Origin of the sequence: Micromonospora sp. KLBMP9576 (genome assembly GCF_050941805.1) — a bacterium.
Lineage (GTDB): Bacteria > Actinomycetota > Actinomycetes > Mycobacteriales > Micromonosporaceae > Micromonospora.
In genome coordinates this window covers 4,325,801-4,339,443 of sequence record NZ_CP194567.1, presented here as the reverse complement: position 1 = coordinate 4,339,443, position 13,643 = coordinate 4,325,801, and the positions used below count along the sequence as shown (strand labels likewise).

The window sequence follows — 13,643 nt, the reverse complement described above, 5'->3', positions numbered from 1 at the left end:
GGCGCTCAGGGGCGCAGCGGGGCGTTGCAGGCGGCCACCAGGGCCTGCCGGCAGGCGGTGGTGAGCGGGCGCAACGCGGCGTCGCGCTGCTGCGCCTCGTGGTTGTTGATCGCGCCGCCCGGCGCGGCGTGCCCGGCCAGCGCGAGCACCCGGTCGAGCACGGCGGCCCGGGCGAAGAGCCGCCGGGCGCGCGGGTCGAAGCCGGGCGGCAGGTCGGTGGCCCCGTCCGGGCGGCGCAGCGCCTCCAACGCGCCGGCCAGCTCGGGGCGCCACTGGGCGACGTCCAGCCTGGTCAGCGCGGCGGTGGTGTCGGCCAGGGCAGCCGCCAGCTCGGCCTCGGCCTCGGCCGCGCCGGGCAACGTGAGGGAGGCGGCCGGGGCGTCGGCCGGCAGCGGGTAGACCCGCCACAGCACCGTCTCGAAGGTGTCGCCGGAACCGGACGTGTGGGTGCGCACCTGCGGGATCAGCCCGAGGCCCCCGGCGACGACGGCCTCGCCGGCGAGCAGCGCCGCGCCGGCGAAGTCGCCCGGCCCGGGCAGCCCGCGCGGGTCACCGGGCGCGGGCAGCACCAGCCGGATCTCGTCGGGCGAGAGTTTGGCGAGGGTGGGTAGCGCCTGGGGCAGGGACACGTCGGTCCAGGTGCCGGGCGCGTCGGCGACCAGGTGCTCCTCGTGGCCGGCGATGGCGTCGGCGACCTCGTCGAAGGGCACCAGCCCGGCGCGCCACGCGCGGACCCAGGCAACGAACCGGCTGGACCGGCGCGGTGTGAGAGTGGCCGCGCCCGCTGCGGGGGTGGACATGCCGAAAGGGTACGTGGTCATCGCCGCCTCTGTCTCGACTGCCGCCCCGACCGTCCGCCGCTGCGTCGATCATGCCATTCGGCTGCGCCCGTTCTCGATGCTCCGGCCGACCGCACAGCAGACCCCGGTGGCGAATGCTCCCTGGAGGGGCCGATTCCCACCAGGGTCCCCGTCATCCTGAAGGGCGGAACGGAACTCCCGCGAGGTGGCGGCGTGTCGGGTGCGGGGGTGCGGGCGGGGGGATAGCTTGATCGGCATGGGGCGGCGGTATACGGACGATGTGCTGGCGGGGGACTGGCGGCGGCGGAAGGTCACCCCCGAGGTGGACGCCGAGCCGGACCTCGTGGTCGAGGACGCCGACTCCGGCTTCTGCGGGGCGGTGGTGGGCTTCGAGGCCGGCGCGGTGGTGCTGGAGGACCGCCACGGCCGCCGGCGCAACTTCCCGCTGCTGCCGGCGGCGTTCCTGCTCGACGGGCAGCCGGTGACGCTGCGCCGGCCGGCCCGCGCCCCGGTGCCGGCGGCCCGCCGGCGCACCGCCTCCGGCTCGATCGCCGTCGCCGGGGCGCCCGCCCAGGTCGCGAAGGCCAGCCGGATCTGGGTGGAGGGCATCCACGACGCCGCCCTCGTCGAGCGGATCTGGGGCGACGACCTGCGCGTCGAGGGCGTGGTGGTGGAGCCGTTGGACGGCATCGACGCGCTCGACGCCGACGTACGTGCCTTCGCCCCCGGTCCGGGCCGCCGCCTCGGCGTGCTCGTCGACCACCTGGTCGCCGGCTCCAAGGAGAGCCGGATCGTCGCGAAGGTGACCTCCCCGCACGTGCTGGTCACCGGGCACCCGTACGTGGATGTGTGGCAGGCGGTGAAGCCGGCGGCGCTGGGCATCCCGGCGTGGCCGGTGGTGCCGCCGGGACGCCCGTGGAAGGAGGGTGTCTGCGCCGCGCTCGGGGTCGCCGAGCCCGCTGACATATGGCGGCGCATCCTCTCCCGGGTCGACAGTTTCGCCGACGTGGAGACCCCGCTGATCAACGCGATGGAACGCCTGATCGACTTCGTCACCGAACCGGCCTGAGCCCGGTAGGGCGAGCCGTGCGCCCGCGGGGGCGCTGCAATGGGTCGGACGACGCTTTCGAGCTGATGTCGTAGACGACTCAGCTCGAAAGCGCCTCGCGCGGGTCCGTAGCCGGCCGTCGCGGGGGTCTAGCCGGGGGCGGGCGCTCAGGGCCCCTGGTCGGGGGTGCGGGCGAAGACGAAGGTGGCGATGTCGAGCGCCACGGCCCGCCCCGCCTCGTCGCGCAGCACCGACAGGATCTCGCCGTTCTCCGGTCCCGAGCACCCGCGCCAGCGGTCCGGCCCCTCCGGGGTGAACCGGCTCTCCCGGTCGCCGCGCACGCGGGCGACCAGCTCGCCGGCGACCGCGTCCCAGGTCAGGTCGAGCGTCAGGCCCATCCACCACCAGCGCCCGCCCACCTCGTCGACCTCGGCGCTCGGGGCGGTGGCCGGCAGCCAGGGCCGCGGGAGGGCCGGCTCGGCGTCCAGTACGGTGCCGAGGACCCGCTGCGCGAGCCCCCCGATGCCGAAGCCGTACGAGTTGGCGAAGCCGATCACCGCGGTGCGGGACGGGCGGTGCACCGTCAGGGTGGCCACGTAGCCGGGCATCGAGCCGCCGTGCCCGACGTACACCCGTTCGCCCTGCCGGTAGAGCTCAATTCCCAGGCCGTGTCCGCCGGTCCAGGAGTCGGGGTCGCTGATCGCCACCGGCACGCACATCTCGGTCAGGGTCTGTGCGGCCAGCACCTGCGGGACCGGGTCGGACAGGAACGTCGCCCACCGCGCCAGGTCCTCGGCGGTGGACCAGAGCTGCCCGGCGGGGGCCATCGCCCCGGTGTCCGTACGCGGCTCCTCGCGCAGCGTGTCGTGCCAGGGGTGCACCACGTAGCCGCAGGCGAACGGTTCCGTCGCCGCGTAGGTGGTGCGGCGCATGCCGAGCGGCTCCAGTACGCGCTCGCGCAGCAGCTCCGGCCAGGGCGTGCCGGTGATCCGTTCCAGCACCCCGCCGAGCAACCCGTACGCCAGGTTCGAGTAGTGGTAGGAGCGGTGCGCAGGGTAGGCGATCTTCTCGGCGCTCATCCCGGCCAGCAGGGTGGCCAGGTCGACGCCCTCGGTGCGCTCCCACCACCGACCGTCCGGTTCGCGCCGCAGGCCGCTCGCGTGGCCGAGGAGTTGCCGCAGGGTGAGCCCGCCCACGCCGGTGCCGGGCAGGTGCCGCTCCAGGGGGTCGTCGAGGGCCAGCCGGCCGGCGTCGCGTTCCTGCATGACGAGGGTGGCGGTCATCGTCTTGCTGATCGAGCCGAGGCGGTACTGGAGGTCGGCGTCGGGGCGCGGGTGCTCGCCGGCGGTGGCGAGATGCGTCAGCGCGCCGTCGCGCACCACGCCGATCAGCAGCGACGGGGTGTGGCCGGCGGACTGCGCCTGCGCGACGAGGACATCGACCTGACGGGTGGTGGCGGGCAGCAGGGACACGGGCTCTCCTCGATGGGGACTGCGGTGACGCCGGTGGCGTTTCCGGCCGCGCGGGGGGCGTCGCCGAGCTTACTGATCTTCGCGGGTGGGCTCCACGTGCTTTGACGTGTCACGATCGGGTGGTGGACGCCGTGTTGTGGATCGTGCTGGGTGTCGTTCTGGCGGTCGCTGAGATCTTCACGACGACGCTGTTTCTGATCATGTTCGCGGTCGGGGCGCTGGCCGCCGCGGGCGCGGCCGCGCTGGGCGCGCCGGTCGAGGTGCAGGCGATCGTCTTCGCCGCGGTGTCGGCGTTGACGACACTTGGGGTGCGCCCGACGCTGCGCCGGCACCGGCGCTCCGCGCTGGAGAGCGGTGAGCAGGCCTTCGGCGTGGAGGCGATCGAGGGCAGCACGGCGCTGGTGCTGGAGCGGGTCGACGCCGGGCAGGGCATGGTGAAGATCGACGGTGAGCTGTGGCAGGCCCGTTCCTACGACGCGAGCCAGCACTTCGCGCCCGGCGACCGGGTGCAGGTGATTCAGGTGAGGGGCGCCACCGCCCTGGTGTGGCGGGACGACGTTTCCCCTTCCGGCGAGCTACCCGAAGCGAAAAGGTGAGTACATGGAACTTGTGATCCCGGTCCTACTGATTGCCATCGCGCTGATCGGGGTGATCACCCTGGCCAAGTCGGTGCGCATCGTTCCGCAGCAGCGTCAGGACGTGGTCGAGCGGCTCGGCAAGTACAAGCGCACCCTCAACCCGGGTCTGAACATCCTGGTCCCGTTCGTCGACGCGGTGCGCACCAAGGTCGACATGCGTGAGCAGGTGGTCAGCTTCCCGCCGCAGCCGGTGATCACCTCCGACAACCTGGTCGTGTCGATCGACACGGTGCTCTACTTCAAGGTGGTCGACGCGGTCCGGGCGACCTACGAGATCTCGAACTTCCTCCAGGCGATCGAGCAGCTCACCGTCACCACGCTGCGTAACGTGATCGGCTCGCTGGACCTGGAGCGGGCGTTGACCAGCCGCGAGGAGATCAACCGGCACCTGTCGGGCGTGCTGGACGAGACCACCGGCCGGTGGGGCATCAAGGTCACCCGGGTGGAGATCAAGGCGATCGAGCCGCCGGCGAGCATCCGCGACTCGATGGAGAAGCAGATGCGCGCCGAGCGGGACCGTCGCGCGGCGATCCTCACGGCCGAGGGGCACAAGCAGTCGCAGATCCTCACCGCCGAGGGTGACAAGCAGTCCGCGGTGCTGCGCGCCGACGGTGACCGGCAGGCCCGGATCCTCGAGGCGGAGGGTCAGGCGAAGGCGATCCGGACGGTGTTCGACGCGATCCACCAGGCCAACCCGAGCCAGAAGGTGCTCGCCTACCAATACCTCCAGGCGCTGCCGCAGATCGCCAACGGCACGGCCAACAAGGTCTGGATCGTGCCGGCCGAGCTGACCAAGGCCCTGGAGGGCATGGGTGGCGCGCTCGGCGGGCTGAACCGGATGGTCGGCGACGAGCCGGCCCCGGAGGCGGCCGACCGGGCGAGCGCCGTGGAGCGCGAGGCGGCCGAGGCCGCGCAGGCGGCGGCGGACGCCGCCCAGCAGATCCACGACGAGGTACGCGTCGCCGAGGCGCAGGCGACCGGCGGTAAGCCGCAGGGGCTGCCGGCCCCGGAGCCGGTCTCCCCGGCGAGCCTGTTGACCGACCCGGCCGCCCAGCGCGAACGGGGCTGACCGGGCCGGGCGTCGACCGCCCGGAAACGCGAGAAACACTCATGGGGCGCTCCGGTGCCTGCCACCATCGGTCCTAGGACGGGCGGTGAGCAGGCGCCGGGGCGCCCCGGCGCGTTCCGCACCGCTCTTCGAGGAGCGAGGTGACGCATGAAGGATCCGGCGAAGCGGGCGAGTTCCTCGCCCCCGGTGCCCGGTGCGCACGACCCGACCGGGCCACTGGGCAGCAGGCGCACCGGCGGCGGGTTCGGCGTGCTGCCGTTCGTCGAGGCGACGCCCGTCGCGCCGGCCACCAACGCCGCCTGGGCCTGGTCGCTGCGGCGGCTCGCCCGGAGCGCGGTGTGGCTGCTCCCCGCGTACGCCGTCCTCTACGCCGCCGTGGCGATGGGCAGCGACGGCGGGGTGGGCAACGACCCGTATCCGGCCGACGGCCGGCCCCTCTACCTGGTGGGTTGGGTGGCGGCGGTGTGGCTCGGGCTGCTCGCCCTGCTGGCGCTGACGGGGCTGCTGGCGGCGACCCGCAGCCGCCGGGCGGCCGTCGCCGGCCTGCTCGTCTCCATCGCCGGCACCGTGCTCATGCTGCCCTTCGCGGGGCTGGCGGAGCAGACCCCCGTCTTCGGCGCCACCGCCCGCACGCTCGTGCTCGTCGGCGCCACCTGCTACAGCCTGGGTTGGCTGCTCACCGGCTGGTCGGTGGCCCGGTCCGGGACGTTCAGCATCGGCGACGGCGCCATGCTGATGATCGCCGCCCCGCTGCTGGGTGTCGGTGGGGCGCTGATCGGCTCGTTGCAGACCTTCGGCGCGATCTTCGTGCTGATCGCCGGCATCGGCATCGGTTACCGCTCCGGGCGCCTGGTGCCCCGCGACATCGCCCGCGACGCCGCGAGCGCGAGCATCGCCGCCGCCCCGGCCGCTCCCGGCCCGAACGGGCCCCTGCCCACCTGATCCGCCGCGCCGCGCCCGGAGCGACCGGAGCCGCGCCGTGCGGGTCGCGAGGCCGCCGGGGCTGGCGGTGACGTTGGGGCTCCTGGGATGGGAAGCCCCTGGTCACGGGCGGTGAAATTGCTGACAACCGGACTCTGGAGGTGGCCGCTTGGCCCGTCACGTGGCAATCCTGGGGAACATGGCCCCACCCCGCCCGCCGCTGTCGCGGCTGTTCACCGTGCTGCTCGCCGGCGTCCTCGCCGGTCTCGTCCTGGCGGTCGCCGCGCTGCCGGGAAACCTGCTGCTCGGTTTCGCCGCCAAGGCCGCGGTCGGGTCGTACGACGCGCTGCCCGAGGCGCTGCGCACCCCGGTCTCGCCGCAGCGCTCCTACCTCTACGCCAACGACGGCAAGACACTGATCACGACGTTCTACGACGTCAACCGCACGGACGTGCCGCTCGACGAGATCGCCCCGGTCATGCGGGAGGCGATCGTGGCGGCCGAGGACCGGCGCTTCTACGACCACGGCGGCGCCGACCTGCGGGGGTTGCTGCGCGCCGTGGTGTCGAACGCCTCCGGCGGCCAGCAGGGCGGCTCCACGCTGACCATGCAGTACGTGCGCAACGTGCTCAAGAACGACCCCGGCCGCACCGCCGAGGAGCGGGCCGCGGCGACCGAGCAGACCGTCGGGCGCAAGATCCAGGAGATCCGGTACGCCACGGCGCTGGAGCAGCGCCTCAGCAAGGACGAGATCCTCAACGGTTACCTGAACATCGCGTACTTCGGCTCCGGGGCGTACGGCGTCGCGGCGGCCAGCCAGCGCTACTTCGCCAAGGCCCCCGCGGAGCTGACGCTCGGCGAGGCCGCCCTGCTGGCCGGCCTGGTGCAGTCGCCGGAGGCGTACAGCCCGATCGACGGCGACGTGGACGCCGCGCTTCAGCGTCGCGGCTACGTGCTGGACTCGATGGTCTCCACCGGCGCGATCACCGCCGAGGAGGCCGAGCGGGCCCGGGCCGAGAAGCTGACGCTGCGCCCGACCGCCCAGCCCAACGGCTGCACCGCGGTCGCCAAGGGGCACGACGACTGGGGTTTCTTCTGCGACTACCTGCGGCAGTGGTGGCTCGCGCAACCGGAGTTCGGCACGAGCGTCGACGAGCGCGAGCAGGCGCTGCGTCGCGGCGGCTACACGGTGGTGACGTCGCTGGACCCGCAGGTCCAGGCCACCGCGCAGCAGCAGGCCACCGCCGTCTACTCCTACGACGACAAGCGCGCCCTGCCGATCGCCGCCGTCGAGCCGGGCACCGGCCGGGTGCTGGCGATGGCGGTCAACCGGCACTACAGCCTCGACGCCAACCCGAACCGGCAGGCCAACCGCCCGAACACCGTCAACCCGCTGATCTCCGGCGGCGGCAGTGTGGCCGGCTACCAGGCCGGCTCGACGTTCAAGCTCTTCACCATGCTCGCCGCGCTGGAGGCCGGCAAGCCGCTGTCCACCGGCTTCGACGCGCCCAGCCGGCTGCCCACCCGCTACGCCGCCGAGGGCGAGGGCGTCTGCGACGGCCGGTGGTGCCCGGCCAACGCCAACCCGGAGTGGATGGACGGCTACCGGATGATGTGGGACGGCTTCGGCCGCTCGGTGAACACCTACTTCGTCTGGCTGGCCGAGCAGGTCGGGCAGGAGAAGGTGGTGGAGATGGCGCAGCGCCTCGGCATCGCCTTCCGGGCCGAGGCCGACGCGGACTTCGCAAAGAACAATGCCGCGGACTGGGGTTCGTTCACGCTGGGCGTGAGCGCGACCACCCCGCTCGACCTGGCCAACGCGTACGCCACCGTGGCCGCCGAGGGGACATACTGCGCGCCACTGCCGGTGGTCTCGGTGACCGCCCCGGACGGCGCGCGGGTGCCGGTCGGTGACCCGTCCTGCCGGCGGGTGCTCGACGCCGACGTGGCCCGGGCCGCCACCGACGCGGCCCGCTGCCCGGTCGGTCAGCAGTCCACGCTCGCGCAGTGCAACGGGGGCACGGCCACCTCGGTGGACGACATCCTCGACGGGCGGCCGGTGGCCGGCAAGACCGGCAGCTCGGAGAAGAACGCCACGGAGACCTTCGTCGGTTTCACCCCGCAGGTGGCGGTCGCTGGCATCGCCGCGAACCCGGACGACCCGACCGACTCGGTGGGCTCGGCGGTGCAGGCGCGGGTGATCGCGGCGGTCGCCCGGGTCATCGGCACCGCGGTCGCCGGTGCGCCGGAGAAGGCGTTCGCCGCCCCGAGCAGCGAGCTGGTCGGTGAGCCGCGCCGCCCGGTGCCGCGCCCGCGGGTCGAGCAGCGCCGCCCGTCCGAGGAGCGGCAGCAGCCGTCGGCGGACGAGCGGCTGTTCGACCTGCGCCGCTGGCTGGAACGTCGCGGCTGAGACCGCCGGGCCGCCTGACGCCGCCGCCCGCCCCGGCTCCGGCCCGGGCGGCCCGCCGCCGTACTTGACGTGTGCAGGCGGCGAAGCCGGCGGTCTCCTCGTGCCGCACCTGGACGAACTGCGCCCGTTCCCCGGTGCGTTGCAGCGCCGAGGTCAGGCCGTTGATGCCGTCGCCGGGATAGCCGAAGTAGCGGCGGACGCCCCAGCCGGCGAGGCGGTGCACGACGTGCCCGGCGGTGCCGGCCGCTGGCGGCCCGGGGGCCGCCCTGGCGCATCCGGCAGAATCGTCGGGTGCCCATCCACCAGATCACCGACCCCGACGACGACCGGATCGCCGACTACCGCGCGCTGACCGACGTCGAGCTGCGCACCCGCTGGGAACCGCCGCACGGCCTGTTCATCGCCGAGGGGGAGCTGGTGCTGCGCCGGGCGCTGCGGGCCGGCTACCCGGCCCGGTCGTACCTGGTGGACGCCAAGCGGGTCGACCAGCTCGCCGACCTGGACACCGGCGACGCCCCCGTCTACGCCGCCACCCAGGACGTCCTGCAACGGGCCACCGGCTTCCACGTGCACCGGGGGGTGTTGGCGTCGTTCCGGCGCAAGCCGCTGCCGAGCGCCGCCGAGGTGCTGGCCGAGGCCCGGCGGGTGGCGATCCTGGAGGACGTCAACAACCACACGAACCTCGGCGCGGTGTTCAGGGGCGCCGCCGCGCTCGGCGTCGACGGGGTGCTGCTGTCGCCGACCTGCGCCGACCCGCTCTACCGGCGCAGCGTACGGGTCAGCATGGGGGAGGTCTTCGCGGTCCCGTACGCCAAGTTCGCGCACTGGCCGGCGGGCCTGGACCAGGTGCGGCAGGCCGGTTTCACCGTGCTCGCCATGACGCCGGCCCCGGACGCCGTACCGATGCAGCGGCTTACCGCGGCGCAGCGTGAGCGGGCGGCGCTGCTCCTCGGTGCGGAAGGCCCCGGCCTCACCTCGGCGGCCCAGTCGGCCAGCGACGTGCGGGTGGTCATCCCGATGCGGCGCGGGGTCGACTCGTTGAACGTGGCCGCCGCCGCCGCGGTCGCCTTCTGGGAGCTGGGCCGCGACGATCCCCGGTGAGGCGGGGCGCGGCGCGGCGGCCTGTCCGGCCCGGCGACGGGCGCGGGTCGCCCGACCCGCGCGCTACCGCCAGGTGGCGGTGTCCGGGTCGATGTCGTGGGCGCGCGCGTTGGCGTCGACGCTCAGCCGGAACCAGGTGGCGAGGCCGGGGCGGATGCCGTCGTAGTGGGCGGCGAACGCCGAATCGGCCTCGTACATGCGGCCGAGACAGACCTGCATCTGCCGGGTGAGGGGAAAGTGTGAGGCGAACACCTCGCGGTGCCGCTCGATGAGGTGATTCGCCTCCGGGCTGCCGGGGGCGACACCGGCGTCCATCGCGTCCGCGAGGGCACGGTCGAGCTGGGTGATGGTGTCGGCGATGGCCTGCCACTGCTCGGGGGTGCGTGAGGCTGAGCGTTCGGCGTACTGCTGCCACTGCGTCGTGTCTCCGTAGCGCTGACGGGCCTGGGCGGGCCAGTCCGGGTTCCACTGCGGACCGAAGATCGCGGCCTGCTGCTCGGCGGTCAGCAGCAGGCCGCGCTCGTGGGCGGCGATCATCCGGCCCAGGCCGACATCGAGCTGCTGGAGGCGGTCGATGCGCTGGGCGACCTGGGTGCGCTGCGCGCGCAGCGCGCCGGGCACGTCTGCGGTCGAGTCGTCCAGGATGGTCCGGATCCGGTCCAGGCCGAGGCCGACCTCCCGGTAGACGACGATGCGGTGCAGGCGTTCCAGGTCGGCAGCCGTGTAGAGCCGGTAGCCGGCAGCCGTGCGCAGCGACGGTCGCGCCAGGCCGATGTCGTCCCAGTGGTGCAGCGCACGCACTGTCACGCCGAGTCGCGCCGAGACCTGACCGACGGTCAGGCCATCGGCGTCAGTGGCATCAGACATGCTCCTCATTGTCGCTGGGTCGGGAGCCCGGTGGGGTGATCCCGATGGCTGCGAGGTTCCGCGCCTCCTGACTGGCCGGGTCGAAGGGCTTCCCGGCGGTGAAGATGATCCGCGCGTTCTCGGGGGTGATCACCTCCACGTCGCGGGTGTTCCAGGGGGTGTCGCGCGGGCCGTCGACCGAGTTCGGGCGCACCGCACGGCAGGCCTCGACGAGCGGATCGATCTGGTTGAGCACGCACGAGAAACTCACGCTCATCGCCGGTGGCTGTGCCGGCGTCTCCGCCGCCGAGACGAGGAGGACGTCCTGGAACGCCCAGCGGCGCAGGTGCACGAGCGTGCCGGGGATGCTGAACAGCTCGAAGAACCCCAGGCCGCGTACCCAGAAGTCCGTCGACGCGGCCAGGTCGCCCGTGGGGATCGTCGGGAACGCGGGCATGCCGTAGATGCCCCGGCACAGCTCGGGCGCCACCGCGTCCGGGCCGGGCGTGGGCACGGGACTCATCTCGAAGGCGTCGTAGTAGTTGCTCATGCCCCTACCCTCCGGCCTCACGCTGCGTGAGGGTCAAGCCGAATCCGGGAGGGTTGTGGAAACCGGGTTGATTTGCATGACCATGCGGCCTGGTGCATAATATTCCCGTGTCCAAGGTTCTCACCTCCCTGCCCATCGGCGAACGTGTCGGCATCGCCTTCTCCGGCGGCCTCGACACCTCGGTCGCGGTCGCGTGGATGCGCGACAAGGGCGCCGTCCCCTGCGCCTACACCGCCGACATCGGCCAGTACGACGAGCCCGACATCGACTCGGTGCCCGGCCGCGCGCTCAGCTACGGCGCCGAGGTCGCCCGACTGGTCGACTGCCGCGCCGCCCTGGTCGAGGAGGGCCTGGCGGCGCTGACCTGCGGGGCCTTCCACATCCGCTCGGGCGGGCGGGCATACTTCAACACCACTCCGCTGGGCCGGGCGGTGACCGGCACCCTGCTGGTCCGGGCGATGATCTCCGATGACGTCCAGATCTGGGGCGACGGCTCGACGTTCAAGGGCAACGACATCGAGCGGTTCTACCGCTACGGCCTGCTGGCCAACCCGCAGCTACGGATCTACAAGCCGTGGCTCGACACCGACTTCGTCACCGAGCTGGGTGGCCGCAAGGAGATGTCGGAGTGGCTGCTCGAACGCGGCCTGCCCTACCGGGACAGCACCGAGAAGGCCTACTCCACCGACGCCAACATCTGGGGCGCCACGCACGAGGCGAAGACCCTGGAGCACCTCGACACCGGCATCGAGACGGTCAACCCGATCATGGGAGTCCGGTTCTGGGACCCGTCGGTGCAGATTCCGACCGAGGACGTCACGATCGGCTTCGACCAGGGTCGCCCGGTGACGATCAACGGCAAGGAGTTCGGCAGCCCCGTCGACCTGGTGCTGGAGGCCAACGCCATCGGCGGCCGGCACGGCCTGGGCATGTCGGACCAGATCGAGAACCGGATCATCGAGGCCAAGAGCCGTGGCATCTACGAGGCCCCCGGCATGGCGCTGCTGCACGCCGCGTACGAGCGGCTGGTCAACGCCATCCACAACGAGGACACCCTGGCCAACTACCACAGCGAGGGCCGCCGCCTCGGCCGGCTGATGTACGAGGGCCGCTGGCTGGACCCGCAGGCGCTGATGCTGCGCGAGTCGTTGCAGCGCTGGGTCGGCACGGCGGTCACCGGCGAGGTGACGTTGCGGCTGCGCCGGGGCGAGGACTATTCGATCCTCGACACCACCGGCCCGACGTTCAGCTACCACCCCGACAAGCTGTCGATGGAGCGTACCGAGGACTCGGCGTTCGGCCCGTCGGACCGGATCGGCCAGCTCACCATGCGCAACCTGGACATCGCCGACTCGCGGGCGAAGCTGGAGCAGTATGCCACCCTCGGCATCGTCGGCGGTGCGGCCCCGCAGCGGATGGTGGGCGCCGCGCAGGCCGCCTCGACCGGCCTGATCGGCGCGATGCCGCGGGGCGGCGCGGAGGCCATCGCCTCCCGGGGCGTCTCCTCCGCCGACGACGAGGCGCTCGACCGCGCCGCGATGGAGTTCGGCGTCGACTGAGCGCCGCCCCCGGAAGCCCCTCGCGCGAGGGGCTTCCGGGCAGGGTCGGTCAGGCGCGCTTGGCGTCGGCGAGGAACGCCGTCCAGGCGGCCGGGTCGAAGGTGAGCGCCGGGCCGGCCGGGTCCTTGCTGTCGCGGACGGCGACGACGCCGGGCAGGTTGTCGGCGACCTCGACGCACTCGCCGCCGCTCGACCCGCTGCGGGTGGACTTGCGCCAGGTGGCGTCACTGAGGTTCATGGCGGGCCTGCACTTCCTTCATCAGGTCGATGGACTGGCGGCGGGGAAGGGCCTCGGTGCGGACATTCTCCCACCTCGCCAGGAGGGCGGCCACCCCCTCCTCGTCGTCCACCACCTCCCCGCCGAGCTGGTGCTCCAGGTGCCCGACCCAGCCGCCGTCGGCGGAGCGGGCCAGCGCGAACGGCCCCGACGACCCGATGTGCAGCCCGGTGCTCCTCGGCACGAGGTGGACGTGGACGTGCGGCAGCTCCGCCAGCTCGACCAGCCGGCCGATCTGCGCCACCATGATCCCGCTGAGCCCCTCGGCCGTCCGGCTCAGCACCGACTCGTCCAGGACCACGACGACCTGCGGCGGGTCCGCGCCGGCCAGGACGTCCTGCCGGGCCAGCCGGGCGGCCAGCTTCCGCTCGACCTCGGCCTCGGAGAACGTGTCGTTGAAGCGCAGCACGGCGCGGGCGTAGTTCTCCGTCTGGAACAGGCCGGGAATCAGAGCTGGGTTGAAGTATCGGAGTTGCCTGGCGGCCCGCTCGGCCTCCAGCCACGGCCTGAACCACGAGGGCTCCCGGTCGCGCTCGGCGATCCGCAGCAGCGCCACGAGCAGGTCGCCGGACCTGAGCACCTCGTCCGCGCGGGCCAGGAAAACCCGGTCGAGCGGACGGGCGCCGGTCTCCACGGCGGACACCATCGACGCGGAGTAGTGCACCATCCGGCCGAACTCGTCCTGACTGAGGTTGGCGTTCATCCGCATCCGCCGGAGCTGGGCGCGGATCAGGTCGGCGGTCGGCTCCTCCACAGTTCCTCCACACAGGTCGCATGAGTTCCACTCGGGATTCCGGCTGCGCGTACCGCCGCCGAGGCCCGGCCACGACCGGGCCGAATGCCTTCCGACGGTAGTCGTGTCCTCACCAGACTGTCACGCAGGCGGACCCGCCCGTCGCCACCGAGGGCTCGGGCGGGTCCTGCCCCGGGCCGCCCCGATCCCGCGCGGCCC

The 13,643-nt window shown here is 73.2% G+C and carries 13 protein-coding genes and 1 pseudogene; 7 read left to right on the top strand and 7 right to left on the bottom strand.

The genetic code is table 11. The annotated features are described in order from the left end of the window. Nucleotides 1-5 precede the first annotated feature (5 nt). Nucleotides 6-800: a hypothetical protein gene (locus ACQ452_RS18930; RefSeq protein ID WP_433386409.1), complete on the bottom strand. Its 795-nt coding sequence runs from the start codon at nt 798-800 to the stop codon at nt 6-8. Nucleotides 801-1,056: 256 nt separating this feature from the next. On the opposite strand from ACQ452_RS18930, the gene ACQ452_RS18925 reads away from it, so the two are divergent. After that, entirely contained in the window at nt 1,057-1,869 is an 813-nt protein-coding gene (locus tag ACQ452_RS18925) for a DUF3097 domain-containing protein (RefSeq protein WP_433386407.1), read from the top strand. Nucleotides 1,870-2,015: 146 nt separating this feature from the next. Here ACQ452_RS18925 and ACQ452_RS18920 read toward each other — a convergent pair whose 3' ends face one another. Continuing rightward, nucleotides 2,016-3,320 (bottom strand): serine hydrolase domain-containing protein, encoded by a 1,305-nt coding sequence (locus ACQ452_RS18920; RefSeq protein ID WP_433386405.1) that lies wholly within the window; start codon nt 3,318-3,320, stop codon nt 2,016-2,018. Between the two features lie 122 nt (nt 3,321-3,442). Here ACQ452_RS18920 and ACQ452_RS18915 point away from each other — a divergent pair, with 122 nt between their 5' ends. From ACQ452_RS18915 to ACQ452_RS18900, 4 genes are all read left to right on the top strand, one after another. Beyond that, the gene (locus ACQ452_RS18915; RefSeq protein WP_433386403.1) at nt 3,443-3,916 is read left to right on the top strand and encodes an NfeD family protein; all 474 of its coding nucleotides are present in this window, start codon (nt 3,443-3,445) and stop codon (nt 3,914-3,916) included. Between the two features lie 4 nt (nt 3,917-3,920). Continuing rightward, nucleotides 3,921-5,027 (top strand): SPFH domain-containing protein, encoded by a 1,107-nt coding sequence (locus ACQ452_RS18910; protein WP_433386402.1) that lies wholly within the window; start codon nt 3,921-3,923, stop codon nt 5,025-5,027. Between the two features lie 147 nt (nt 5,028-5,174). Beyond that, nucleotides 5,175-5,969 (top strand): hypothetical protein, encoded by a 795-nt coding sequence (locus ACQ452_RS18905; RefSeq protein ID WP_433386400.1) that lies wholly within the window; start codon nt 5,175-5,177, stop codon nt 5,967-5,969. A 178-nt stretch (nt 5,970-6,147) separates the two neighbouring features. Beyond that, the gene (locus ACQ452_RS18900) at nt 6,148-8,358 is read left to right on the top strand and encodes a transglycosylase domain-containing protein (RefSeq protein WP_433386398.1); all 2,211 of its coding nucleotides are present in this window, start codon (nt 6,148-6,150) and stop codon (nt 8,356-8,358) included. Nucleotides 8,359-8,400: 42 nt separating this feature from the next. Here the strand turns inward: ACQ452_RS18900 and ACQ452_RS18895 are convergent. Next, nucleotides 8,401-8,581, bottom strand: a pseudogene (locus tag ACQ452_RS18895) (thiamine pyrophosphate-binding protein); the annotation flags it as partial. Between the two features lie 23 nt (nt 8,582-8,604). Between ACQ452_RS18895 and ACQ452_RS18890 the strand changes: the two are divergent. After that, complete coding sequence (locus tag ACQ452_RS18890) at nt 8,605-9,459, top strand: TrmH family RNA methyltransferase (protein ID WP_433394234.1); 855 nt, start codon at nt 8,605-8,607, stop codon at nt 9,457-9,459. Between the two features lie 63 nt (nt 9,460-9,522). Here ACQ452_RS18890 and ACQ452_RS18885 read toward each other — a convergent pair whose 3' ends face one another. Together ACQ452_RS18885 and ACQ452_RS18880 are read right to left on the bottom strand one after the other, a co-directional pair. Then, nucleotides 9,523-10,326 carry a MerR family transcriptional regulator gene (locus ACQ452_RS18885; RefSeq protein WP_433386396.1) on the bottom strand — a complete coding sequence of 268 codons (804 nt, stop codon included), beginning with the start codon at nt 10,324-10,326 and terminating at the stop codon, nt 9,523-9,525. Continuing rightward, nucleotides 10,319-10,855: a hypothetical protein gene (locus ACQ452_RS18880; RefSeq protein WP_433386394.1), complete on the bottom strand. Its 537-nt coding sequence runs from the start codon at nt 10,853-10,855 to the stop codon at nt 10,319-10,321. Before ACQ452_RS18880 ends, ACQ452_RS18885 begins: the two co-directional genes overlap by 8 nt. Nucleotides 10,856-10,962: 107 nt before the next feature. Here ACQ452_RS18880 and argG point away from each other — a divergent pair, with 107 nt between their 5' ends. Then, nucleotides 10,963-12,414 carry an argininosuccinate synthase gene (gene argG, locus ACQ452_RS18875; RefSeq protein ID WP_433386392.1) on the top strand — a complete coding sequence of 484 codons (1,452 nt, stop codon included), beginning with the start codon at nt 10,963-10,965 and terminating at the stop codon, nt 12,412-12,414. A 49-nt stretch (nt 12,415-12,463) separates the two neighbouring features. Here the strand turns inward: argG and ACQ452_RS18870 are convergent, their stop codons facing one another. Together ACQ452_RS18870 and ACQ452_RS18865 are read right to left on the bottom strand one after the other, a co-directional pair. Further along, nucleotides 12,464-12,652 carry a DUF397 domain-containing protein gene (locus ACQ452_RS18870; protein ID WP_433386390.1) on the bottom strand — a complete coding sequence of 63 codons (189 nt, stop codon included), beginning with the start codon at nt 12,650-12,652 and terminating at the stop codon, nt 12,464-12,466. After that, nucleotides 12,639-13,400, bottom strand: coding sequence for a helix-turn-helix domain-containing protein (locus tag ACQ452_RS18865; RefSeq protein WP_433394232.1), 762 nt, complete (start codon nt 13,398-13,400; stop codon nt 12,639-12,641). The genes ACQ452_RS18870 and ACQ452_RS18865 overlap by 14 nt, the downstream gene beginning before the upstream one ends. Between the last annotated feature and the right edge of the window lie 243 nt (nt 13,401-13,643).